Consider the following 24,343-nt stretch of genomic DNA (forward strand, 5'->3'; position numbering starts at 1 on the left):
TCATTATTCGCAAGGCGGCGCTAGGTGAATCAAAGCTAACCCACCCTGTGACGTCTCACGGTATTTCTTGTTCATGTCCTTGCCCGTTTGGTACATGGTTTCAATCACCTTATCCAACGAGATCAAACATTTACTATTACGCTTTAGTGCCATGCGAGATGCATTGATCGCTTTCATTGCACCCATTGCATTACGCTCAATACACGGTACTTGCACTAAGCCACCAATTGGGTCACAAGTCATGCCTAGTGAGTGCTCCATGGCGATCTCGGCCGCAATACAAATTTGCTCATTACTACCACCACGCAGCGCGGTCAAGCCAGCTGCCGCCATAGAAGAAGAAACACCGACTTCGCCCTGACAACCTACTTCGGCACCCGAAATAGACGCATTAGTTTTGTACAAAATGCCAATCGCACCGGACACAGCAAGGAAGTCTTTAAGCTGTTTAGTATCAAGCTCTTTGATGAAGCGATGGTAGTACATCAATACCGCCGGAATCACACCCGCCGCACCATTAGTTGGCGACGTTACGACTTGTCCACCAGCCGCGTTTTCTTCACTCACAGCAAAAGCAAACAGGTTAATCCAATCCATGATTTCCATTGGATCGTTTTCGATTGCTGCATTTGCTTCAAGCTTTTTCAGCAAGTTTGGCGCACGGCGGGTCACGTTCAAGCCGCCATCCAAGATGCCCTCTGTTTCGAAACCACGCTCCATGCAACGCGTCATCACACGCCAGATCTGTTCTGCGCGTTGATTGATGGCTTCCATTTCCTGAAACGCTTGTTCGTTTTTCAGAATCATGCCGCCGAGGCTCATGCCGTTCTTCTCAGCCTGTGCCAACATTTCGTCCGCGCTGGAGAATGGGAACTCAACGTCTACGGGTGAAGTCGCACTGCCATTTTGCAGTTCATCCGCCGTTGCGATGAAACCACCACCGATAGAGTAGTAAGTTTCAAACCCAACCTGATTGCCATGCGCATCTAACGCAGTAATCGTCATGCCATTTTCATGCAGAGGAAGATTCTCTTCATGGAACAACATGTCCGTTTTGTAGTTGAATTCGATTTCATGACGGCCATCGACAGACATCATGCCCTCTTCAATCGCCTTGCGCATCGCTTTGTTTGCAGAAGCGATTTTGATGGTATCTGGTTTGTTACCCAACAGACCCAAAATCGTTGCACGGTCTGTATGGTGACCAATCCCTGTTAACGAAAGTGAACCGTATAAATCGACTTGAATACGAACCACTTTTGCCAAGTTCGATTCAATCAAACGAGTGAAGTGGTAACCCGCGATCATTGGACCATTGGTGTGAGAGCTAGAAGGGCCCACACCAATCTTGTAAATATCAAAGATGGACAGCATAAACTTACCTATTACGACAATGCAGCATAAAGCCAATCAGGGAGAACCATACAAGCAGCGATGGTCGCCACAGCGAACACCAACAGCCCGTAATGGCTTGCGGTTGGCTTTGCAAAAAGATGTTTTTGATTATTGATAAAGATTTGTTGCTCGGCAGTCACAGCGCCCCAACGACGACTCACTAACACACCAAACAAAAGGAAGACAAACGTACCAATTGGCGCGAACCACGGCCAAGCCACGTCGAGATACATTGCAGTAAACACCGCAATCACACTCATGATACTGCCAACGATCACGCCTTTTTCGTTGGCTTTCGACCAGAATAAACCAAGCACGAATGACCCCAAGCGGATACCAACGAAGATAGAAGTCAGACTAGCGATGGTTTTGAGTACCGATTCATTCGATACCGCGAGAAGAGCTGGCACTACCACCATGGCCGCAGCAAGCAAACTCATCTTTCTTGCGACTTTTTCGTAGTGCTCATCATCGGCATTTTTGCGAACGAAACGCTTGTAGATATCGAACGTCGCGACGGTCGCCATCGAGTTGTAGGTCGAGTCCAGCGTCGACATTGCGGCCGCCGCCAACGCGGAAATGATCAAACCAACGACGATTGGGTTAGTGTGGTTGAAGACGAAATCCAAAATCACTTCATTGCTGTTTTCAAACGATCGATCTTGATAGAAAACACTCAAAAGAACACCGAGTACCGCGAAGAACAAGTACACGAAAAACGCACCGTAACCACACAACAGCATCGACTTCTGCGCCGTCTTTTCACATCTCGTCGCTAACGTGCGTTGGATGATCAATTGGTTGGTGCCGTACACACTCAAATGCAAAAAGCTCACGGCAACCACGCCAGCCCAGAGTGTGGTATCTACGCCCAAATCAAAGTCTAAGTTGATGATATTCAGGTGATCACGAGAAAGGTAATCTGCCGCATTAATCTCTGTCATTAGAATGGCAAAGATGGCGATGCTGCCCGCTACCAATACTGCAGATTGCAACATATCGGTCCAGATAACCGTGGAAATCCCGCCCGCATAGGTATAGCAAGCGGTGAAAATACTGATGTAGATAATGGCTTCAGAAATACTGATAGGCAGAACTTGCACTAAGATCAGCGCCACGGCATACAAAATCACACCCGCAGAGATACATTGAACCACAATGAACACAATCGAGTTGATGGTTCTTGCATACACCCCAAAGCGGTGCTCAAGGTATTCATAAATCGAAGTCAAGCCCAGCTTATAGAAGACAGGCACAAAGAAAATGACAGTGAAAAAGATAACGATGGGATAGTTAAGGTGAATACTCATCGCTTCCATGCCAGAGCTATAAACCCAACCAGGCATCCCTACAAACGTCATCGCACTAATGTAAGTCGCAAGTATCGAAACACCCGCCGTAAACCAGCCAAATTGCTTTCCACCCGTGGAAAAGTCGCCACCATTGCTGTAGCGCTTATTCACTAAATAGCTGATTAGTATGGTAATTGCTACATATAACGCAATCACCACAAAACTTGAGTACGTAACCATTTTAAGGTTTTCCTAATTCTGGGTAGCTAATTATTATGCCCAGATATTACTGTAAAAAGGCATTTTTGAACGACAATCCCACTGTAAGTGTGATTATTATCACCAATATAGGCGAAAATGTATTCAAAATCGCCAAAAACGCCGATTAGTGAGATCCTTGTCACTAAAACCCACAAAATGGGTACGCATTCATTTTAAAATTGATTTTGATCACGGATCTAATAACCTTAAAAAAACTATGATTCACCCCGACACGAAATCGAAGATGATCCAAATAAGATCGTGTTCATTAAGTTTGAATAGCAACAAATCCTAAGTGAAATAGAGGTTTATCGGTCATGAATGCCAAAAGACACATGAGCGAAGTTCCTATGATTCAAAGGGTAGCAGCCTATCTAGCGATACTGGTTGGTTACTTTTTCTATTGTTATAACTTTGTAATTATTGACTACGTACGCCCATACATCGTTGAAGCGTATGATGGTATTAGCCTGTCAGACACTGCCCAGTTCTATACATGGCAGTCGGTTGGGGCACTTATCGGTGCATTGAGCTGTGCTTGGTTCGCAACAAAATTTGGTAAGAAATCCACTCTTATTACCATCACAGCCCTAAACGGTGGCGCAACGATCATCAATATGATGTTCACCGACTACGCAACATGGGCAGCAATGCGTTTCATCATTGGTTTGTCACTGGGTGGTTACTTCACCGTGGCAGTAAGCCTAATGATCGGCCTATTTACGCCAACGGTACGTGGTAAGTTGACGGCATTCGCGTCTTCTATGTTCTCTGTAGCACTGATGGTAATGGGTGCCTATGCAGCATTTATTGCAAGCATTGATGCACCATGGGAAAGCCTAATGCTTGTAGGTGGTATCCCACCATTGGCAGCCGCTGTGGTCATGATCTTTGTACTACCTAGCGACAGCAAAGTGATCGCTTACGGTGAAGAAGAGCAAGCAAAAGTAGAAGAATCAAATGCACCAGCGAAAAAAGGCTCTTGGGGCGAAATGCTAAGCAAGCCTTACCGTAAGATCACACTAACGTGTCTATTACTGGCTGGCCTTAACTTCTACGGTTTCCAATTCTTTGGTGGCTTCGTAACCACATACCTACGTGATGTACGTATGTTCGACGGTGCAACCATCGGTCTCATCTTCTCTATCTCAGCATTTGGTTCACTGTTTGGTGCGTGGTTCTGGGGTTGGGTAGCTGACAAATTCGGTCGTAAGGTGAACGCGTTTGGCTTCATCCTAGCGGGCATCATGGTTTCAATCTTCTTTGTTGCACCTGGCGACATGGTGATTGGCGGCCTAAACATGCTGGCTCTACTTGGTCTGATTTACAACTTCGGCCTGTCTTCTTCAGCGGTATGGGGTGGTTACTTCTCAGAACTGTTCCCAGCACACCTACGTAGCTACGGCGCGGCGCTATTCCACGGCGGTCGTATCCTCGGTATGTGGGCACCAATGGTACTTATCTTCATCCAAGAGCGTACCGACCTACAAACCGCAATGTGGGGTTCACCAATCGTATGGATCCTTGCTGGTCTTCTATGGCTATCACTGCCAGAGACACTAAAAGGCGGCGTGTTCGATAAGAGCAAAAAAGCCGAAGCAGCAAAAGCGTAACTGAATTTCAAAAACTCCGGCTGGCTCCCCGGCCGGATGAAAAAACTTAATTTCGAGTCCTGTTCCCAAAGCCGACTCGACAGCAAATAAGAGAGTTTATTATGTCTAAATATCAAGAAGCGAAACGCGTTGTACGTGAATACTTCAGCGCAATGGAAAACGCAACTCACGAGAACGTGGCAGAAGTACTAAAAGCACACACTTCAGAAGATTACTTATGGCGTGGTGTTTACCCATTCCGTGAACAACAAGGCGCTCAAGCAGCAGCTGACGTTTTCTGGGCTCCTTTGATGAAATCAATGACTCGCATGCAGCGTCGTCAAGACATCTTCATCGGTGGTGAGAACGAAGTAACATCAGGTGAAATCTGGGTAATGAGCATGGGTCACTTCATGGGTCTATTCGACGCTGAATACCTAGGCATGCGCCCAACTGGCAAAATCATGAACATCCGTTACGCAGAATTTAACTGTGTTGAAAACGGCAAGATCACTAAGACTGGCCTATTCCTAGACCTTCTAGGCGCGATGGACCAAGCGGGTTGTTACCCACTACCACCATCAACAGGTAAGCACTTCGTATACCCTGGTCCTCGTAACCACGATGGTCTACTGTTCGAAGACGCAGCACCAGAAGAAGGCGTAGCAACACTAGCACTAGTGAACAAGATGGTTGATGACCTATCTGCACTAAACGACAGCGGCGCTATGGGTTGCCCACCAGAAGTTCTTGAGAAGAGCTGGTCTAAAGACATGATCTGGTACGGTCCATGTGGTATCGGTGCGTCTTACACAATTCCTCGTTACCAACAGCAGCACCAATTGCCGTTCCGTAACAACCTGAAAGACAAGAAGTTTAATGGCCACGTATGTCGTTTCGCAGAAGGTAACTTCTCTTGTTTCTTCGGCTGGCCAAACCTATCTAACACGCCAATCGGTGGCTTCCTAGGTATGACAGGTGGTGAAGTACGTGCAGACATGCAAGTGGTTGACGTTTACTACCGTGACGGCGACAAGCTATCTGAGAACTGGGTACTGATCGACCTACCTTACTGGCTAAAACAGCAAGGTCTAGACGTATTCGAGCGTACTCAACAGATCCTAAACCCTTCTCTATAAGAAGTCCTAGGGGCGGATTGTCAACCCGCCTTTATGTTGCCTGAATCCCCTCTCGGTTCAGGCGACATGCTCCCAACTCGTGCCTCAAGGATGGGGCACAACCTCAAGATAGAACCCTTATTCAAAACGGGCATGAACGCACGGTGGCTTTCTGCGCCCTGAATAATGAGATTGATGATGAAAAAGTCGACCCTTTCTGCAGTGATTTTAGCAGCGCTTACTTCTAGCTCAGCCTTTGCTGCACACACTTTTGTTAATGACGCTGGCGACAGCCTAACCATCGATGGCCGTTTCGATCTTCGCTACCAAGACCGTGGCGGTGATGACAACGGCGAATGGAACAGCGGCAGCTCACGTTTCGGTTTGAAAGGCCAAATGGGTCTGGATAACGGCTGGACTGGTTTCGGTCACGCGGAATGGGGCTACAACTCTGGCGCGAACGGCGAAAACATTTACGACCGCTTGCTATACGCAGGTGTTGATCACGAAAAATATGGCAAGATTGCTGCAGGTACTAAGCAGTGGTCTACCTTCTACGACGTAGCATGGTACACCGATTTAGGTCGTGTATTCGGTACTCGTGGCTCAGGTGTTTATAACCTAGCTGACTGGGGTATCGCATCCGGCGCGGGTCGTGCAGAAAACTCAATTACGTACCGTAATTCAATCAATGAAAAAGTGAGCTACGGCTTTACTTACCAAACCACGCGTGAAGGTGTTGCTCTAGCAAATAATGCGACAGCCTCACTGAAAAACGGCATAGGTGCGTCTATCACTTACAAACCCGTTGATGGCGTAACACTGGGTGCGGCTTACCATCAAAATGAAGTTGCGGATCTAGACGCAAGCGTGGTTGGCGTAGAAAACGGCGACAACATGCGCATCATGCTATTGGGCGCAAACTACAGCAACGGTGGCTTCTACGCGGGTGCGACTTTCCACGTTGGCGAAAACTGGGAAGCAGTGAGCCAAGGCGGTACGGACGTAATGTTCGATACCCTAGGTGGCGAAATCTACACTTACTACCACTTCGATAACGGCCTACGCCCAACGTTGAACTACAACTACATGGAAGATCGCGGTGACGAGACACAAGGCTACGAGCGTAACTTGCTGATTCCTGGTCTTGAATACCACTTCCAGAAGAACAAATTCCTAGTTTGGACTGAATACCAGTTCGACCTAGGTAAAGATCAGTACGATGGCAGCAAATTCGAAAACCGTGATGATCAATTCGCGGCAGGTATTCGCTACTACTTCTGATAATACTCATCGCTCACCACCTATACCCAAGTAACCTTAAGGTGGTGAGTGATGAAGTTCTTATCAACACTAAGCAAAGTTATCTTGAAGCCAAGTAGTCATCACTTCACTAATAATTAAAGGCTGCTCAAGCGTAGATAGATGCCCACACTCAGGGATAACATGAAGTGTGACGTTTGGGATGCATCTCTCCATGAGCAGATGATTGTCTAGCGGACAAAGCTTATCTTCTTTACCTGTTATCACCAACGTAGGAGCTTGAATGTCCGCCAATAAAGGTCGAGCATCCGGGCGAGTTGCTAACGCTTTAGCATGTGCTTCAAATGCCTCCAAACCTACATTAACCGCCATGCCTTCGATACGCTCAGTTAACGCTTTGTCTTGCAAACGGCTTGGATGAATCAGCACAGGCATCAGAGTGTCAGCTGTAATGCGTTCAAACTCACCACTTAACGCACGGCTAACCAGTGCATCACGCTTTTGTGTCACCTCTGGCTTTTCATCTGCTGCATTGGTATCCATGAGGATCAAGCCTTTGACTCTGTTTGGCGCTTGACGGTACACCTCAAAGGCAAGAATCCCACCCATTGATAAGCCCCCCAAGACAAACTCCCGCGGTGCGTCTTGCAACACTCTCTGCGCCAGCTGTTCCATTGACGGCAATGAAGCCAGCGTCGGGCATGTAGGCTCAACCCAACTTGGCAACGCTCGGTTGATATCCTCAAACAATGTGCCATCACAAAGTAGTCCGGGTAGCCAAACTAACGAGGTGGGTTGCGTCATTTTATTCTCCTGCCAGCGGCTTTGGTTGATCAGAGCCAAGAATGCAATACGTCAAACTATTACCACGCAAGTTCGTCAGTGAGTATGACGCACCTTCTGGAACATTCAGCACATCACCGCGCGTTAAAACAACACTCGCTTGTTCGCCTTGATGCGTGAGGACCACTTCAGTATCGCCATCAAAGTTGATAAGCACTTGTTTTTCTTCTCGCCAGTGTTGAGGAATCGAGCCACCTTCAGAAAGCTCATAAGCCATGATGCTCACTTCATCTTCACTCTTTACTTGGAAGTCATAACTCGCCAAAGGATGACCCGTTAAGGCATATTGTTTCACGTTGCTTCCGCCGAAATCGCCTTTGATTTCACGATAATCTTTTTGCAGAGCGACAAATGGCATCATCTCTTCTGCGGTGTATGTATCGAAGGTCGCGAGCTCTTCTTCGGTAAGCAGCGGCATCAATTCTGATTCTTGTGGCACCGGGTCGCCATTAATAGTGTCCACGAGTGTGCCATCGGCTTTGAGGTATAAACCATAACCTTGACTGTCTTTAATAACGTTTGGATGCCAAATAACGCCGCCACCTGAATCGTCGCCGCCAAGTACCGAGAACATAAAGCCGTAATCGCGGCCAACCACTTCAAATCCACGGAAGAGATTGGTTGGAATCGAGATGACGTCACCGTGAGACAACACCGCCTCATGCTCTCCATCGTTCCCCCAATAAAAACGGAACTGACCTTTGAACACCAAGAAAAGCTCGGCGGTACGATGAGAGTGCAACGAATTTTTGATGCCCGGCGGTTGGCCTGCGGCACCAATGTTAAAGCCCGCCGTATCGCGAATATGAACATGCTGACGACTGCTCTCTGCCACCCCTGCACCGATAATACAAAAGTTATCTTTGAGATCACTGCCTGGCGTGCGCGCATCAATAAACGCACTCGTACCCGGAATCAGTTCCATGTAGCGGACCAGGTTATTATTCATTTTAGATTGTAGAGTCATTGTAAATCCTTGTTGTCCTTGTTTGGACCTAGCCTTTGAATTGTTAGTTACAAGCCTAAAGTTAGTTACAGACCGAAAGTGTGTTACAGACCTAAAGGTCGCCCACCATCAACCGCGATGGTATTGCCTGTCGAGAAGGTCAAAACTTCTGCTGCGGCGTACACGGCTTGAGCGACTTCTTCGTCATTGGCTAAACGCTTAAGCGGTGTGGATTGTTCTTGTTGATTACGCCATGCGTCATCCAAGCCTTTGACAAACTCAGTGTCGACAAGCCCTGGAGCAACAGCCAGAACTCGAACCTCGGGAGACAGAGCGCGAGCTAAAGAACGGGTCATGTTCTCCGCGGCAGATTTACTTGCACAGTAAGCAATGTTGCTCCCCATCGCAGTCTGTGCCGCGATAGAAGTAATGTTAACCACACAACCATTGGCTTGCTTAAGCCAAGGCTCAAACGCTCGAACCATGGCAAAAGGCGCACGGACGTTCACTTGGAAAATTTGGTCAAACAGCTGGTCATCTAAACTTTGCAAATCAGAGTGCGCGACGAATTTCGTCATCCCCGCACAGTTGACCAACAGATCCAGCTTGTCGCTTATTTCACTGACTTGATATTTAAGCTGTTCAATCGCACTAGAATCTGCCACGTTCAATTTGAATGCTAGATGCTCGTTACGTGGCAGCGAGGAAAGCAAATCCTCGGCCGCTTTCTGATTACTGTTGTAAGTCAGAATTACGCGATATCCCGATTCAGCTAGCTTGCGACAAATGGCGGCACCCAGTCCGCCACTGCCGCCTGTGACTAAGGCAAGTTTCGACATATTACGCCTCTTCTACTTTGCCTTTGTAACGGCGCACACGAATATCCGCTTGCTCTTTGTGGCCAGCAAAACCTTCGAGTGCACACAAGCGAGAGCAGTACTCACCGACTTTTAGCGACGCAGCTTCCGTTACACGCTGGTAAGTACAGGTCTTGATAAATTTACCTACCCAAAGACCACCGGTGTATCGCGCCGCTTTCTTCGTTGGCAGTGTATGGTTGGTACCAATACATTTGTCGCCGTAAGAAACGTTGGTTTCACGACCTAGGAACAAGGCACCGTAGTTGGTCATATTATCTAGGAAGTATTTAGGATCTTCTGTCATCACTTGCACATGTTCAGATGCAATATCGTCTGCCACTTCCACCATTTCTTCGTAGCTATCACACACAATCACTTGTCCGTAATCTGCCCACGCTTTACCCGCGACTTCAGCCGTTGGAAGAATGGTTAACTGACGTTCGATCTCTTTGATGGTCTGTTGCGCAAATGTCTCGCTATTGGTCAACAATACAGCGGGAGAGTTGTAACCGTGCTCGGCCTGACCAAGCAAATCTGCCGCTGCCAACTCTGGGTCACAGCCTTTCTCATCGGCAATGACTAGGGTTTCCGTTGGGCCTGCAAACAAATCGATACCGACGCGACCAAACAACTGACGTTTTGCCTCTGCTACAAATGCGTTACCCGGCCCTACAATCATATCGACCGGTGCAATAGTCTCCGTCCCCAGAGCCATTGCACCTACCGCCTGAACACCACCGAAGCAATAGATTTCATCCGCACCCGCCATTGCCATCGCAGCGACAATCGCCACATTCGGCTGGCCATTAAACGGTGGCGCACAAGCAATAACACGTTTTACGCCCGCGACTTTCGCCGTCAGTACACTCATGTGAGCGGATGCAACCAATGGGTATTTACCGCCAGGGATGTAACAACCCACGCTGTTGACTGGAATATTTTTATGCCCCAGTACCACACCAGGCATGGTTTCTACTTCGACGTCTTTCATTGAGTCACGTTGAATTTGAGCAAAGTTTCGAACTTGTTGCTGAGCGAATTCGATATCATGACGAGTCGATTCATCAAGCGCATCCACACAGGCTTGGATTTGCTCTTCTGACAGGCGGAATTGCTCCGGCGACCAGTTATCAAACTTTTCAGACAACTCACGTACAGCGCTATCACCTTTCGATTCAATATCAGCAAGAATGTTTTCGACAATCTGACGCACTTTTGCGTCATTTGATGCTGATGCTTCTTCAGTGATTCCGTTTTTTAAAATGCGTGCCATTGGGTTTCTCCTTGAACATTGAGGCTGACGAACGGTTATTTTTATGCGTTTGGATACGAATGCAAAATCAGATTAAACACTTAATTAACATTTGACAAGTTAAGTCAACAAACCACAAAAATAATCCTTAAGCCTTTGTATTGATTAATTTAAACAAATAAAATCAAGTAATAAGCACCTTGATTGAGTTTAATTTTTAATCAAAAATGAGTTTTAGATCACATCATTTTTACTCATCATTTACATTTCTACATGTTAGTTTTTGCATACCTTTGCAAAGGAGAGAATCATGAGCAATTTTAAACAACGTCTGAATCAAGAAACGCTATTAGGTACATTTGTTAAAACCCCTCACCCTCACATTATCGAAGTATTGGCACTGGCAGAGTTGCCTTTTGTGGTACTGGATGCAGAGCACGCACCTTTCGATCGCTCCTCGCTTGATCTGTGCATCATGGCGGCCAGAGCGAATGACCTCGCGTGCGTGGTACGAGTACAAGACAGCGCCCCTTCAACCATTTTGAACGCGCTTGACTGTGGCGCGGCGGGTGTACAAATTCCCCATGTTTGTACTGCTGAGCAAGCGACGCAGCTGGCGAAAATCTGCCATTACGGAGAAGGTGGCCGAGGGTATGCTGGTTCCAGTCGAGCAGCGCAATACGCCACTAAGCCCATGGTTGAACACTTAAAAGACAGCCGTGCGAATACGATTGTCATTGCACAAATTGAAGACCCTCAAGGGGTCGAAAATGTTGAAGCGATTGCCAATGTTGAAGGTATTGATGCGCTCTTCATTGGCCAAGTTGATCTCACTGTCGCTTATGGTGCTGATAGCGTTCATGATGAGAAAGTCGCACAAGCAAGTATGCGAGTAATCGAAGCGGCCAGAGCCGCCAATAAACCTGTTGGCATGTTTGTCGCGACGGCTCAACAAGCTCGGGAATGGCGTGAACTCGGCGTTAGCTTCTTTTGTGTTGGGTCTGAACACAAAATGATCATTGATGGCTTCAAACAAGAGAGAAATGTGATGAATTCTTGAGTTTTCTCTGATATTTACGCCTTATCAATGTAATGCTCTAGACACAGAAATCCCCTAGCCCATACACTCAGCACGTATGAGAAGGTTCAATGGCCTTAAATAAGGAGTATCACCATTAAAGCGAAAGTAACTTCGATCGACGTCGCGAAGATGCTCGGCGTCTCTCAATCGACGGTATCTAGAGCATTCAGCCCGACTGCGAGTATTAGCGAGAAGAAACGCAAAATGGTGATGGATGCCGCAGCTAAGCTCGGATACACACCGAATGCCATCGCCCGAGGTCTGATTTCGAATCGTTCAGGCTTAGTGGCGATTGCGTTAGATAGCGAATCAAACCCAATGTACGACATGCAATCTCGTGCTTTGGCTGTCGAAATTCAAAAGCGAGGCGGACAAGTTGTGCTTTGCCCTATCGACAAGGACGACCTCGATCTCGCCATTTCACGCGCCATTGAATACCAAGTGGACGGACTCGTTATCGCAACCAGCCGTTTAACCTCACGCGCGTTTGCCCAATGCGAAAAGTTTGGCGTTCACTTAAGCTTGATCAACCGCTACGCCGAAGGCATTAATGCCAACAGCTCTGGTATTGATAACCGCTTGGCGGGCCAACAAGCAGCCGAGTATTTAACGCAGAAAGGCGCAAAACAGTGTGCTTATATCAGTGGCGATGCTGGCTCCATGACCAGTGAAGAGCGTTGGCTGGGTTTCTCTTCAAAGTTGCAAGAACTCGGCGCTCCATCACCAACGTTTATCCAAGCCAAGTACAGCTTTGAAGCAGGCTTAGAAGCAGCGAAAGCGATCTTGTCGCACACTAGCAAACCCGATGCAATTTTTTGTGCAAACGACATCCTCGCCATGGGTGTGATGGATGGCTTGCGACAAGCCGGAGCAAAGATCCCCCAAGACTTCTCTGTGATGGGTGTAGATAACATTCCGATGTCTGCATGGCCGAGCTATGATTTGACCACCATTGCTCAACCAGTCGACAAAATTGTTAAACGAGCGGTTGAAGATTTGATGAATCGAATCAACGGCAACCTGGATGCAACTGGCGAATACCTTTTCGAGCAAGGCACCTTGATCGAACGTAGTAGCACCATTTAATAAATCCATTTTTATTCATTCTTCATAAACAAAATGCCTTGCTTTCGAGTAAGGCATTTTCTGTGATCACGATTAAATTTTCACCAATCGTTATTTAATTCCTCATCAATTCATCAATCTTGTTATTGACTTGTTACTTTAATGTTTTATTTTGGATTCGTATGCAAAATGGATATGAATTGCTCAACTAATTTATAAAAACATAAAAAGTTGTGTGACTTGCCGACGAATGCCAATGGCAGGTCATACCAGAAACAAGGAAGAACGATGAAGAAAGTAATCCTTACTTCACTTACCGCACTGGGGCTTGCATTTAGCAGTATGAATACGTTTGCAACCAGTGTTATTCGTCTTGCTCATGACAGTCAAGAAACCTCTCCCGTACACAAAGCAATGCTCTATTTCGAACAAGAAGTGGAAGCTCGCTCAAACGGTGAGATAGAAGTTGAAATCTATCCGGCAAGACAACTAGGCGATGTGCGTGAGACGACTGAACTCGTACAGCAAGGCAACTTACAAATGACGTTTGGTGCGTCAGTTTTACTCTCTCCCTACGTCCCAGAGTTTAACGTGCTCGACGTGTTCTACCTTTTTGATAGCGAAGAGCAAGCACACAAAGCGCTCGACAGTGAGAAGATCGGACAACCATTGTTGAATGCTATGGAATCAAAAGGCTTTCATGGACTTGGCTTTATGGAGGTCGGCTTTCGTAGCGTGACCAACAACAAACAGCCAATTGATAGTATTGAGGACCTGAAAGGGCTAAAGATTCGCTCGGCATCTAACCCCACTCAAATAAGCGCGTGGAAATCTATTGGTACTGCGCCAACACCTCTGTCTTGGGGAGAAATTTTCACCTCGTTACAACAAGGCCTGATTAACGCTCAAGAAAGTGCTATCTACTCTATTTATGCCGAACGTTTTTACGAGGCACAAAAGTACCTCTCTTTAACTAACCATATATACACCAACTACGTGTTGTTCATGAACAAATCGTTTTGGGATTCACTGCCGGCCGCACAACAAGCGCTGATCAGTGAAGTAAGCAAAGAAACCATCGCAAAACAGCGTGAGCTCGCCGCGCAGCAAAACCAAGAAGTAATCAAAGAGCTCGAAGCAAAAGGCATGACGGTTAACATCGTCCCAGACGAGGTACGCAGCATCATGAAAGAGAAAATGAATGCGGCCGTGTACCAGGACTTGCGCAGTAAAACGGGTAAAGACTTGTTTGACAACGTGATGGCCGAGATAGAACGCCTATAACTCCCACTCTTTTGCACGATCTGGCAACAGGTCGTGCTTTCTCGTTTTGGAGGTGAACATGAAGTGGTTTCGCTTACTAGACAAATACCTAGAACCTACCCTTATCGTTATCGCGATCTCGACGATGACAACTTTACTGTGCTTGCAAATCGCACTACGCCTATTTGACGCAACGATCGCGTGGGCTGAAGAGCTGGCACGTTATTTATTCGTATGGGCGATGTACCTGAGCATCAGCTATTGTATCCGAGATGATCGACACATCCGCATTCGTGTGTTCATAGATAAACTTCCGGGCAATTGGACGCAATTCAGTTTGATTGTCTCTGATCTTATCTACCTTGCCTTTAGTGCCACTGTCGCCTGGTTTGGATTTAAGGTTATAAACCGCAGCCTGCAACTCGGTCAGATTGCACCCGCAATGGAAATTCCTATTGCGTGTTTGTATACCTCTGTTTTAGTTTGCGCACTATTAAGCTGCGCGCGCCTAGTGACAAGCATTTATCAACGTGTGAACGCGTGCTCCACCAGCAATGAACGAGTTCGCTTTTCTCGCCAACGCTATCGCCATATCAAAGCAAAGTATCGTACTTCTAACCGACTATTGGAGTTTAACGCATGACGTCTGCACTTTTGTTTGGCAGCTTTGGTCTGCTTCTGCTCATTGGCGTTCCGGTCGGTATTGCTCTGGCGGCAGCCAGTATGGTCGCGATACTCAGTCTGCCATTTCTTAACATCGAGTTTTTAGTCCAAGGGATGGTAACAGGGCTCGACTCTTTCCCTCTCCTCGCCGTCGTTCTTTTTACCTTGGCAGGTAACCTTATGAGCCAAGGAGGGATCTCAAAACGATTATTGCATGTGGCGGAGGTCTTCTTTGGCCACTTTACTGGCGGGCTTGGCATCGTGGCCATTGTGGCGTGTATGTTCTTCGCTTCCATCTCTGGTACAGGGTCTGCCACTGTTGCCGCTATCGGCCTGACGATGATTCCCTCGATGGTGAAGAAAGGCTACGACCGCAGCTTTGCAGGTGCCTTGATAGCCTCTTCCGGCGGGATTGGTGTCATTATTCCGCCTTCTGTGGTGATGATCGTCTACGCGATCACTGCTGAGGTCTCGGTCACCAAGATGTTCATGGCGGGCATCATTCCTGGCTTGGTCGTTGGTATGGTATTGATCGGCTACTGTCTGATTGTCTCCAAAATACGGGGCTACACAGGTAACGAGCACAAAGCGACTTGGGCAGAGCGTCTTGATGCGCTAAAAGAAGCCAGTTGGGCAATGCTACTACCCGTTATCATTCTCGGTGGCATCTATTCCGGCATTTTCACGCCTACCGAATCAGCCGCCATCGGAGTTCTCTATGGCTTATTCTTTGGCATGTTTGTTTATAAAGAACTCAAACCAACGCAAGTGGTGAAAATCATTCTAGAGTCGTCACTGTTAGTTGGCGCTGTGCTCGTCATTGTGGGTGCGTCCGTGACGTTTGGCCGCATATTGACCCTAGAACGTCTACCGACCGAGATTGCTCAGTTCATTCTATCGATTACTGAAAACAAACTTCTGATACTGCTTTGCATCAATGTCCTGTTGTTGCTTGTCGGTACCTTTATGGAAACGCTGGCAGCCATTGTTATTCTCACGCCAATTCTGTTACCCATTACGTCAGCACTCGGCATGGACCCCGTTCATTTTGGGATCGTGATGATCGTGAACTTGGCCATTGGCTTTGTTACGCCTCCTCTGGGTGCCAACCTGTTTATGGCAAGTCAGGTAGGCAAAGTACCGATAGAGTCGCTCTCTAAAGCCATCATGGGCTGGATTGGTGCAATGATAGTGGCCTTGATGTTGATTACCTTCATCCCTGCCATCTCGCTATCATTACCTGCGCTTTTATCCTGATCGTTGCACTCATAGAGCGCTTATGACTGTTATAGCCACTAGATAAACACCTTTCTAGTGGCTTATTCGTTATTTACTTCCGATTTAATAAAAAGCCTTAAAGCATTCGTATGCAAAAGGAAAATTTGAAAGATATAAGGATAATTGACACCAAAATAGCTGAATGTTAGCGATAAAGTCTATTTGGGTGCCTTGATCTGCATGATTATCAGTTTTGGCTTAATCATTTGTTTCCATTCAAACAGATAAAAATAAATTAAGCGATTAAAAACAATAAGATATTAGGAAATTCATACAAAAAACTTTGACTTCCTTTCTTATTAACACGTCTAGATAAGAGATAGCTTCCATCTCTCCTGTACTTTTTTAGTTTATTTTCCGCTCAATTGTTAAAAATCTGATCATCAGCACGCTATTTAAACAATTGAAAAACAATCCGTTGACAAAATGGCAACATGATATATTTTGAATACGTAATCAAAACATAATTATTCAATTACGGAGGTGATTTATGGCCATGGTTGGCTTCGATGAAAAGTGGCGTGATTTTCCCGACTACATTCTTGGTATCACAAAAGAGATTTGGGAAGACCGAGGTTTAAACACCTTAGAACACTACTACTCTCCCGACATTGTTGTGCGTACTCCACTCTCTATCGTTCAAGGAAACGAAGGGGTGATCAGTGCAACAATGGCGACACTGGCCGAGTTTCCCGATCGCACGCTATATGGCGAAGACGTCATTTGGTCAGGCACCCCGGAACAAGGCATGCTTTCTTCTCATCGAATCATCTCTACTGCAACACACAGTGGCAACGGCTTCTACGGGCAAGCCTCGAACCGCAAACTTCGTTTCCGTATTATCGCAGATTGCCACGCTATCAATAACCAAATCAATGACGAATGGTTGGTTCGCGATCAAGCCGATATCGCGAAACAACTGGGTATGACGTCAGAAGAGTTTGCACGCCAACAAATCGAATTTGAAGGTGGCGTGGAATCAAGCCCATTTCCGTTCACACCTGAAGTCGACATTCCTGGACCTTATTTGGGCGTAGGCAACGACAACGAATATGGTCAGCGCTATGAAGCAATTCTCAGAAGCCTTATGAATGCCGAGTTCTCTATAGTACCGAAAGAGTACGACCGCGCTTGCATCGGCGAATACACTGGCGGTCAAAATGCCCTATCACACTCGGAAGTCGATCATTTTTGGATGGCACTTCGTGCGTCTTTCCCAAATGCTCAATTTACCGTTCACCATCGTATTGGCCGGGATGACGACATGATGTCACCACGCGCGGCAATTCGATGGTCTTTGCACGGTAAGCATGAGGGATATGGGATGTTTGGTAAGCCTTCAGGAAAAGAGGTTTACATCATGGGGATCAGCCACGCTGAGTTTGGCCCTTGGGGTCTTCGTCGCGAATTCACTTTGTTTGACGAGACCGCAATCTGGAAGCAAATCCTGCTACAGCAAGGCTAACGGCTGACTAAACACTATTTATTAAAATCACAGACAGTAAGGAAGCAACATGTCACTCAACATCATCGAACAGTTCTACCAGAACTACTTCAAAGCCGCAGACATCGAGCAAAAACAGGCCGCTCTGCAAGCTTTGAACCCTGACGTAAAATGGTGCGTGGCGCACCCTGTGAACGATCTTAATGGCCCAGATGCAACCCACGAATCTTTCCTCTCACCACTTGTTAATGCTTTGCCTGACGCCGAGCGCCGACCAATAATTGTGATGCACGGCGAATACGAAGGCCGCACTTGGTACAACTCTACCGGCTACTTTATCGGTACATTTGAACAACCACTATTTGGCATACCAGCAACAGGGAAAACACTCTACTTGCGTTACACCGAAATGGTGTGTGTGGAGAACGACCAAATCACCGAATCTTACATGATCCCAGACTTCATCGACGCGATGAATCAAGCAGGCTGCAACCCTCTTCGTAAAAGCTTAGGTCACGATGGCTTGGTTCCTTCTCCTGCAACTTCTAACGGTATTCAACAATCTGTTGTGTCTTTGGAAGAAAGTGAAAAGAGCGCCCAGCTGGTTGAAGATATGCTGTCTTGCTTGGGTCGTTTTGATGGTCAAGATCTTTTCTCGATGGATTTAGAAAACTACTGGCACAATGACTTCATGTGGTACGGCCCAGCAGGTATTGGCACGACGCGCGGTATCAAAGGTTTCCGTAACCAGCACCAAGCGCCATTTGTGTTTGCGTTCCCAGATCGAAGTGTCGATATTGAGGTCAATTTTTTGGCCAAAAATGACTACGTATCCACAGGTGGTTGGCCACATATGCATGGTACTCACACTGGTCACAGTGGCTGGCTCGGTCTTGCCCCAACCGGAAAACACATCGAACTTCGCGTTATGGACATTTGGCGACGCGAAGGAGATTTACTGAAAGAAAACTGGGTGGCGATCGACATCGTTCATATCCTGCTGCAACTTGGCTATGACGTGTTTGCACAAATGAAAGAACAGTTAGAAGGACCTAATTATGCATGAGTTTGGCGCACTTAACTGGAGCATCCTTGGGGGATACATCGCCCTCACGCTAGTACTGGGTGCAGTAATCGGAAAGCGAGTCACTTCGGCTAGCCAATTCGCCTTGGGTGATAAGAGCATCCCTTGGTGGGCGATCGGTATTTCTGTCGTTTGTACTTACGTGAGTGCCATGTCTTTCCTTGGCGGGCCAGCTTGGTCTTACAAAGAAGGTCTGTCGGTTATCGCGATTCACCTCAATTACCCGCTCGTTATCTTCTTCATCGTGGCTGTGTTTATGCCGTTTTTCTACAACAGCGGTTTAACCTCCATCTACGAGTATCAAGAACGACGCTTCGGTAAGGCTTCACGACTGACTTTGTCGTTTATCTTCCTTATCAAACAAGCATTGAGCTCGGCAGCGGTACTCTATGCGACAGCAATGATTTTAGAGTTCATTACTGGTATCGACGTCATGTACTGCATCATGATCGTCACTGCAATTGCCCTTATCTACACCGTAATGGGCGGTATCGCGGCTGTCATTTGGACCGATGTGATTCAAGCCGTAATCTTATTTATTGGCGCATTCATCATCATTGAAGCCGTTTGGAATGGCATGCCTTCTCCAATGACGGAGGTCATGGCAGAGCTCAAAGCGAAAGGAATGACCGATGCCCTACAAACAAGTTTTGACCTAAGCCAAGTAACGACGGTATGGGCTGGCGTTATCGCAATGACGATGTTCCACACCACCGTGTATGGCGGTAACCAGATGATGGTACAACGTTGTATGGCCGCGAAAAACATGGGCGATGCGAAAAAGGCAATGTTGATGATGGGCTACGTGGCCTTCTTTATTTACTTTGTCTTTATCTTGCTTGGTGTCCTATTCAACGCTTATTACGACGGTAAAGAGTTTGAAAACGGCAACACCATCATTCTTCATTATGCGAGTGAATATGGAATGCCAGGCTTGATGGGCATCATTGCCGCTGCGATTCTGGCGGCAAGTATGTCAAGTCTCGACTCTGCGTTCAACTCAATGGCGACCGTTTCTGTGGCTGACTTTTACAAACGCTTCTACAAGCAAAACGAGTCGGAAGAGCATTACTTGAAGGTATCGCGTTTCTTCACGGTGGCGTGGGCGATTTTGGTCATCATTCCAGCGATCATGTTTGCCACCAGCACAGGCTCGGTACTGGAAGTGCTGAGTAAGGCAGGCTCTTACTTTGTCGGTGCAAGCTTCTGTATGTTTGTCCTTGGGTTCTACTCAAAACACATTACGGAAAAAGGCTTGTTGATTGGCGTTGCTGCTAGCTTCTTGGTGATTTGGTATGTAGCCGTTGCGACCGATATTGCGTGGCCTTGGTATTGCGTGATTGGCGTCCTTGTGAATGCCGTTGTCGCTTACATTGCTAGCCTTCTCCTGACGGGTAAACAAGATGAAATGCATCTTTACACAGTGAAAGGCCAGCAAGCGGAATATGCTCGTCTAAATAAACCAATCAAGGAAGATGGTTGGTATGTCGTTCCCGGCAAAATCGATGCTCCATGTTATGGCTTACTAGTGATGTTTGTATTCTCTCTCGTGATGCTTTGGGGGATCAACGCGTTTACCGACAACGCTCCTATGCTGATTAACTTTATGCGTGGCTGCTCTATTCTTGTCGCTACCGCTTGCATCGGATACATGGGGTATTCACTCCTCTCCCCAAAACGTAAAGTTGCAGTCAAACAAGCAAATTAATGTTCTTTACGTAGATACTGTACGTCCAACAAACGGACAGTATCTACGCTCTAGATCTAGTGCTAGCTCAAAGCAAACCAAATGGGTTAACCCACATTTTGCTTTTTAACACTCCAAAGCCATTATTCTACTTAGGATACCCTGTCAGAACATTTATGAATACGTACCTATTTATGCTAGTCTTATGACCTCAATTACTGGCAACTAAGTTTTATTCATGAAATCAATTAAACACGTAGTCACATCAAAAGATGTGGCAAAGATGGCAGGCGTCTCTCAATCTACTGTATCGCGCGTGTTTGTTCCGGGTAGCTCAGTATCCGAAAAGACCAAGCAAAAAGTCTTTGAAGCGGCTAAAGCCCTTAACTACCGCCCTAACGCCTTTGCACGTAGCCTGACCACAAACGAATCGAAATTGATAGGTTTGGTGTTTCCTGATGCGGATTACCCTATCCATATGAAAACACTGCAATTAATTTCCAGTGAGTTACAGAAAAAAGGTTATTCTGCCGTATTGATTCCATGGCAAGTGGATGAAGAAGAGGGCCACTCAATCCCAAATATCTTCCAGTATCGCGTCGATGGTGTCATTGCTGCTTCCGCAACCTTCAATAAGTCCCTTTATGAAGAATGTGAAGAGTTTAATATCCCAATTGTTCAATACGCACGAGTTGTTGAAGGTACTAGGAGTAGCTACGTTATCAGTGACAACTACGAAGCAGGCCAACAAGCTGCGCAACTTCTGCACAAAAGTGGCGTGAAGAACGCGGTTTATTTGACGGGAGAAGTGCCAACCTTTACGAATGACGAACGTCAAAGCGGCTTCTGCTCTGAATTTGAAGACCTAACCGGCAAGACGCCACGCATCATTGAAGCCAGCTATGACTACGCGAGCTCACTTGATAAAGTCCGTGCCATACTGGCAGACAAAAATCGGCCTGAAGCGGTGTTCTGTGCAACCGATAACCTTGCGATGGCGGTCATGGATATCGCCCGTATAGAATGCGGGTTGAGGATTCCTCAGGACTTACAAGTCATTGGTTTTGATAATATTCCTCAGACAGAATGGTTAAGCTATCAATTAACCACGTTCCGCCAGGATTTCCGTCGCCTCGCTCGCGAGTGCGTGAAGATCATTGTTGATCAAATTAATACGAAAAACGGCAGCCTAGTAAAAATGATGGTGCCAGTGAAGTTAATCGAGCGCCAGACAACAAAAGCTTAAATAGCTATAGCCAGCCATTCGGTTGGCTTTTTTATTTGCCTCTGACTCCCAAACGGCTCATTTAGTGTTGTAAGCATTAATGAACCCATGTATATTTATGAGCCATTACACTATATGAACCAAACAAAAAGAGGCTCATAATCCTTATGACCACGTATCTTTACACTCGTTATTCGCCAAAAAATCGAGCTTACCAAGAGCACCTTAATACTCTAAAAGCTTTTGCGCCCGAAGCTCAGCATTTTGAGGATAAGGTTCGTGGTTGCATGCCTCCAACCGAGAGAGAGGCATTCTTACGACTGCTCGATTCCGTCAGAACTGGGGATACGATTGTGCTCTGGTGGCTGACCGCATTTGGTCGCGACTTTAGTCAAGCATTGAACACAATAAAAATGCTACTCGATAAAGGGGTAACATTGAAAACCGTATGTGAATCACTAACTTTTGAGCCAGGTTCTGTTCAAACTCAAACACTACTCACAGTGTTATCTGGATATGGGAAAGTGCAGACTGAACATCGCCTGTTTGCCGCAGAGCAAGGGCGACAGGCCATTAAAGAGCAGCCAGAATTATGGAAACAGAAGTTTCGCGGCCGCCCCGCAAACAAAACCAAACACCAACAGATCGCAACGTTACTGCTAGAAGGCTACACATTGCAAAACGTGGCAGAGCAATGCGAAGTCAGTCTATCGACTGTGAAGCGGGTCAAAGCAAAGCTAAATGAAGTGGATGACGAAGGCGGCTTAAGATCACGACGCCAAAAAGGTTGTTTGAATGGAGACCAGTCATGAGTCGCCCAATCAACTTTCATACTATACTACTCGCCTGTCTTATTATTAGCGTTGGCCAGTTGAGCATGGGGCTAGTCATGCCCTCTTTGCCATGGATAGCAAAAGACTTTTCCATCTCCCTCGACCAAGCTCAACTACTTGTGAGTATTTATTTGCTCGGCTTTGGCCCCTCTCAATTTATCTACGGGCCAGTGTCAGATGCTTTAGGACGAAAAAGAGTATTACTTACCGGTTTACTCATCGCGATGTCTGGTCTGCTGATGATTATTTTCTTCAGTGACACATTTACAGGGATGGTAATGGGGCGCTTTTTACAAGGGTTAGGTACAGGATGCTGCGCGGTACTCGCGAGGGCGTCGACTCGAGATAGATTTAGCGGGGATGAACTCCCAGTGGCAATGTCTTACATCGCCATGGCGGCTTCAATCACGCCACTTATTGCACCTGTGATTGGCGGCTTTATCAACTTCCACTTCGGTTGGAGTATGGTGTTTATTTCTCTATTGGGCTATGTCTCGCTGGCCTGGGTAATCATCGCCTTTAAGTTCACAGAAACCATCACAAAACGTTCTGTCATTCCGTCACCCCGAAAAATGTTACTCCAATACAAGAGCTTACTTACGTCTCGTTACTTTATGAGTTTCGCCAGTATCAGTTGGTTAAACTTCAGCTTAATGATTACGACAGTCTCTGTGATGCCATTTATCATGCAAGATCAAATTGGCATGACCTCCGCTCAATACGCGATGTGGGCGCTCATTCCCGCTTTGGGTATGTTATGTGGTACCACGATTTGTAACCGAGTAAGGCCAATTATTGGCAATAAAAAAATGCTGCTTTGCACCCCATTTCTTCACCTCGCTGCCGCAATATGGTTATTTTTCTGCCCTGTTGAGCCTCTATTTCTGATGCTAGGACAGCTATTAATGATCTTGGGTAATGGTATTGCCCTACCTTGTGCACAAGCGATGGTAATGCAACCTTATAAAAAGCAAGCAGGTGCCGCAGCGGCAATGTCTGGTGGTGGACAAATGGTCGTCTCCTCATTGGTCAGCTTAACTCTGGTGCAGCTTGGATTGAGTCAAGCATGGCATCTAGCGATCGTTATCGTAATATTTGCATCGCTTACCTTCACCAACATTCAACGTGGCTTTAGTGCAGAGCAACCTTCAGAACAATAACAACAAACATACTATTGTCCTTATAGCTACAACAAATCGTATAAATTTAAATTTAGGAAAAGTTGGCGGATACTAACATGATGTTGCATTTAAGAATGGGCGCCGTAACACTCGCCACATTGATATCCGCTGGTACTGATGCGAGCGCCAACGAGAACTGGCAGTTCGAGAGTGACAAGAATGGAATCACAATTTACTCCCGAGAACATAGTGACGGTTTAGTTGAGATCCGTGCCCGGATGTTCACACCCACCAGCTATGGTGCATTTTTAACGCTACTGGAAGACAGTGACAACATCCCGAACTGGATTGACAATGCCAGTCATAGCCGGGTTTTAAATCAGATATCGGCCACCGAGAACATCGTTTACACCCAGTTTAAAGCACCATGGCCTGCCAAAAATCGGGATATGGTCACCTACTCAAAGTACTGGGTCGATGAGCTGGGATTCACCATAGAAATCAAAAGCGCACCTGACTCATATCTTGCTGAACAAAATGGTTATGTTCGAATTCGCTCGGTTGATGCGACTTGGGAGTTACAAAAACTCACAAACGATACAACACTCGTGGAATACAAGGCGTTTGCTGATCCCGGAGGTCTATTGCCAAACTGGCTGATCAACAAACTTTCAAAAGAAAGTGCATGGGCGACATTTGGTAACTTAAGAAAAGAGTTACCTGAATATCAGCAATACTCTCATCCTCAAATAGATGAGTAAGCGTCGCTCTTCCCAC

Annotated in this window: 21 protein-coding genes; 15 read left to right on the forward strand and 6 right to left on the reverse strand. The window is 46.6% G+C overall.

From position 1 onward, the window contains the following. Nucleotides 1-3 precede the first annotated feature (3 nt). Nucleotides 4-1,374 (reverse strand): L-serine ammonia-lyase, encoded by a 1,371-nt coding sequence (locus tag R7044_RS12360; RefSeq protein WP_149191703.1) that lies wholly within the window; start codon nucleotides 1,372-1,374, stop codon nucleotides 4-6. A gap of 11 nt (nucleotides 1,375-1,385) precedes the next feature. Then, on the reverse strand, nucleotides 1,386-2,927 hold the full coding sequence (locus tag R7044_RS12365; protein WP_225455608.1) for a sodium:solute symporter: 1,542 nt from the start codon (nucleotides 2,925-2,927) through the stop codon (nucleotides 1,386-1,388). A gap of 338 nt (nucleotides 2,928-3,265) precedes the next feature. On the opposite strand from R7044_RS12365, the gene R7044_RS12370 reads away from it, so the two are divergent. The 3 genes from R7044_RS12370 (at nucleotide 3,266) to R7044_RS12380 (ending at nucleotide 6,942) form a co-directional block, all read left to right on the forward strand. Next, nucleotides 3,266-4,561, forward strand: a complete 1,296-nt coding sequence (locus R7044_RS12370) for an MFS transporter (RefSeq protein WP_045390635.1) — start codon at nucleotides 3,266-3,268, stop codon at nucleotides 4,559-4,561. Between the two features lie 101 nt (nucleotides 4,562-4,662). Further along, nucleotides 4,663-5,679, forward strand: a complete 1,017-nt coding sequence (locus R7044_RS12375) for a nuclear transport factor 2 family protein (protein WP_005374772.1) — start codon at nucleotides 4,663-4,665, stop codon at nucleotides 5,677-5,679. Between the two features lie 177 nt (nucleotides 5,680-5,856). Then, nucleotides 5,857-6,942 (forward strand): porin, encoded by a 1,086-nt coding sequence (locus R7044_RS12380; RefSeq protein WP_213967510.1) that lies wholly within the window; start codon nucleotides 5,857-5,859, stop codon nucleotides 6,940-6,942. A 69-nt stretch (nucleotides 6,943-7,011) separates the two neighbouring features. On the opposite strand, the gene R7044_RS12385 is transcribed toward R7044_RS12380, so the two are convergent. From R7044_RS12385 to hisD, 4 genes are all read right to left on the reverse strand, one after another. Beyond that, nucleotides 7,012-7,725 carry an alpha/beta fold hydrolase gene (locus tag R7044_RS12385; protein WP_213873735.1) on the reverse strand — a complete coding sequence of 238 codons (714 nt, stop codon included), beginning with the start codon at nucleotides 7,723-7,725 and terminating at the stop codon, nucleotides 7,012-7,014. Nucleotide 7,726: 1 nt separating this feature from the next. Further along, entirely contained in the window at nucleotides 7,727-8,731 is a 1,005-nt protein-coding gene (locus R7044_RS12390) for a cupin domain-containing protein (protein WP_213869927.1), read from the reverse strand. 83 nt (nucleotides 8,732-8,814) lie between these two features. Then, entirely contained in the window at nucleotides 8,815-9,549 is a 735-nt protein-coding gene (locus R7044_RS12395) for an SDR family NAD(P)-dependent oxidoreductase (protein WP_225455609.1), read from the reverse strand. 1 nt (nucleotide 9,550) lies between these two features. Then, nucleotides 9,551-10,843, reverse strand: a complete 1,293-nt coding sequence (gene hisD / locus R7044_RS12400) for a histidinol dehydrogenase (protein ID WP_225455610.1) — start codon at nucleotides 10,841-10,843, stop codon at nucleotides 9,551-9,553. A gap of 289 nt (nucleotides 10,844-11,132) precedes the next feature. On the opposite strand from hisD, the gene R7044_RS12405 reads away from it, so the two are divergent. The 12 genes from R7044_RS12405 (at nucleotide 11,133) to R7044_RS12460 (ending at nucleotide 24,327) form a co-directional block, all read left to right on the forward strand. After that, nucleotides 11,133-11,882, forward strand: coding sequence for an HpcH/HpaI aldolase family protein (locus tag R7044_RS12405; RefSeq protein ID WP_170893930.1), 750 nt, complete (start codon nucleotides 11,133-11,135; stop codon nucleotides 11,880-11,882). 150 nt (nucleotides 11,883-12,032) lie between these two features. Further along, nucleotides 12,033-12,989: a LacI family DNA-binding transcriptional regulator gene (locus tag R7044_RS12410; protein WP_005374746.1), complete on the forward strand. Its 957-nt coding sequence runs from the start codon at nucleotides 12,033-12,035 to the stop codon at nucleotides 12,987-12,989. Nucleotides 12,990-13,256: 267 nt separating this feature from the next. After that, nucleotides 13,257-14,252, forward strand: coding sequence for a TRAP transporter substrate-binding protein (locus R7044_RS12415; RefSeq protein WP_005374744.1), 996 nt, complete (start codon nucleotides 13,257-13,259; stop codon nucleotides 14,250-14,252). A gap of 58 nt (nucleotides 14,253-14,310) precedes the next feature. Continuing rightward, nucleotides 14,311-14,874, forward strand: coding sequence for a TRAP transporter small permease (locus R7044_RS12420; protein ID WP_005374742.1), 564 nt, complete (start codon nucleotides 14,311-14,313; stop codon nucleotides 14,872-14,874). Beyond that, entirely contained in the window at nucleotides 14,871-16,151 is a 1,281-nt protein-coding gene (locus R7044_RS12425) for a TRAP transporter large permease (protein WP_205391328.1), read from the forward strand. The genes R7044_RS12420 and R7044_RS12425 overlap by 4 nt, the downstream gene beginning before the upstream one ends. A gap of 511 nt (nucleotides 16,152-16,662) precedes the next feature. Continuing rightward, the gene (locus R7044_RS12430) at nucleotides 16,663-17,637 is read left to right on the forward strand and encodes an ester cyclase (protein ID WP_054574863.1); all 975 of its coding nucleotides are present in this window, start codon (nucleotides 16,663-16,665) and stop codon (nucleotides 17,635-17,637) included. A gap of 49 nt (nucleotides 17,638-17,686) precedes the next feature. Next, nucleotides 17,687-18,682, forward strand: a complete 996-nt coding sequence (locus R7044_RS12435) for an ester cyclase (protein ID WP_170893928.1) — start codon at nucleotides 17,687-17,689, stop codon at nucleotides 18,680-18,682. Beyond that, on the forward strand, nucleotides 18,675-20,408 hold the full coding sequence (locus tag R7044_RS12440; protein WP_203345554.1) for a sodium:solute symporter family transporter: 1,734 nt from the start codon (nucleotides 18,675-18,677) through the stop codon (nucleotides 20,406-20,408). The genes R7044_RS12435 and R7044_RS12440 overlap by 8 nt, the downstream gene beginning before the upstream one ends. A gap of 217 nt (nucleotides 20,409-20,625) precedes the next feature. Then, nucleotides 20,626-21,633, forward strand: a complete 1,008-nt coding sequence (locus R7044_RS12445) for a LacI family DNA-binding transcriptional regulator (protein WP_017820101.1) — start codon at nucleotides 20,626-20,628, stop codon at nucleotides 21,631-21,633. A 146-nt stretch (nucleotides 21,634-21,779) separates the two neighbouring features. Then, nucleotides 21,780-22,424: a recombinase family protein gene (locus tag R7044_RS12450; protein ID WP_132936235.1), complete on the forward strand. Its 645-nt coding sequence runs from the start codon at nucleotides 21,780-21,782 to the stop codon at nucleotides 22,422-22,424. After that, entirely contained in the window at nucleotides 22,421-23,605 is a 1,185-nt protein-coding gene (locus R7044_RS12455) for a multidrug effflux MFS transporter (protein ID WP_064376320.1), read from the forward strand. The genes R7044_RS12450 and R7044_RS12455 overlap by 4 nt, the downstream gene beginning before the upstream one ends. 77 nt (nucleotides 23,606-23,682) lie before the next feature. Continuing rightward, entirely contained in the window at nucleotides 23,683-24,327 is a 645-nt protein-coding gene (locus R7044_RS12460; RefSeq protein ID WP_149191699.1) for an START domain-containing protein, read from the forward strand. The last annotated feature ends 16 nt before the right edge of the window (nucleotides 24,328-24,343 follow it).

The sequence above is a fragment of the Vibrio sp. 1402 genome, from assembly GCF_033340275.1.

Bases quoted from the DNA above. Each gene is read 5' to 3' on its own strand.
- R7044_RS12410 (WP_005374746.1), top strand. From the start codon at position 12,033: ATGCTCGGCGTCTCTCAATCGACGGTATCTAGAGCATTCAGCCCGACT.
- R7044_RS12385 (WP_213873735.1), bottom strand. From the start codon at position 7,725: ATGACGCAACCCACCTCGTTAGTTTGGCTACCCGGACTACTTTGTGAT.
- R7044_RS12460 (WP_149191699.1), top strand. From the start codon at position 23,683: ATGATGTTGCATTTAAGAATGGGCGCCGTAACACTCGCCACATTGATA.
- R7044_RS12420 (WP_005374742.1), top strand. From the start codon at position 14,311: ATGAAGTGGTTTCGCTTACTAGACAAATACCTAGAACCTACCCTTATC.
- R7044_RS12405 (WP_170893930.1), top strand. From the start codon at position 11,133: ATGAGCAATTTTAAACAACGTCTGAATCAAGAAACGCTATTAGGTACA.
- R7044_RS12390 (WP_213869927.1), bottom strand. From the start codon at position 8,731: ATGACTCTACAATCTAAAATGAATAATAACCTGGTCCGCTACATGGAA.
- R7044_RS12445 (WP_017820101.1), top strand. From the start codon at position 20,626: ATGAAATCAATTAAACACGTAGTCACATCAAAAGATGTGGCAAAGATG.
- R7044_RS12455 (WP_064376320.1), top strand. From the start codon at position 22,421: ATGAGTCGCCCAATCAACTTTCATACTATACTACTCGCCTGTCTTATT.
- R7044_RS12365 (WP_225455608.1), bottom strand. From the start codon at position 2,927: ATGGTTACGTACTCAAGTTTTGTGGTGATTGCGTTATATGTAGCAATT.
- R7044_RS12380 (WP_213967510.1), top strand. From the start codon at position 5,857: ATGAAAAAGTCGACCCTTTCTGCAGTGATTTTAGCAGCGCTTACTTCT.
- hisD (WP_225455610.1), bottom strand. From the start codon at position 10,843: ATGGCACGCATTTTAAAAAACGGAATCACTGAAGAAGCATCAGCATCA.
- R7044_RS12360 (WP_149191703.1), bottom strand. From the start codon at position 1,374: ATGCTGTCCATCTTTGATATTTACAAGATTGGTGTGGGCCCTTCTAGC.
- R7044_RS12440 (WP_203345554.1), top strand. From the start codon at position 18,675: ATGCATGAGTTTGGCGCACTTAACTGGAGCATCCTTGGGGGATACATC.
- R7044_RS12450 (WP_132936235.1), top strand. From the start codon at position 21,780: ATGACCACGTATCTTTACACTCGTTATTCGCCAAAAAATCGAGCTTAC.
- R7044_RS12375 (WP_005374772.1), top strand. From the start codon at position 4,663: ATGTCTAAATATCAAGAAGCGAAACGCGTTGTACGTGAATACTTCAGC.
- R7044_RS12395 (WP_225455609.1), bottom strand. From the start codon at position 9,549: ATGTCGAAACTTGCCTTAGTCACAGGCGGCAGTGGCGGACTGGGTGCC.
- R7044_RS12435 (WP_170893928.1), top strand. From the start codon at position 17,687: ATGTCACTCAACATCATCGAACAGTTCTACCAGAACTACTTCAAAGCC.
- R7044_RS12415 (WP_005374744.1), top strand. From the start codon at position 13,257: ATGAAGAAAGTAATCCTTACTTCACTTACCGCACTGGGGCTTGCATTT.
- R7044_RS12430 (WP_054574863.1), top strand. From the start codon at position 16,663: ATGGCCATGGTTGGCTTCGATGAAAAGTGGCGTGATTTTCCCGACTAC.
- R7044_RS12370 (WP_045390635.1), top strand. From the start codon at position 3,266: ATGAATGCCAAAAGACACATGAGCGAAGTTCCTATGATTCAAAGGGTA.
- R7044_RS12425 (WP_205391328.1), top strand. From the start codon at position 14,871: ATGACGTCTGCACTTTTGTTTGGCAGCTTTGGTCTGCTTCTGCTCATT.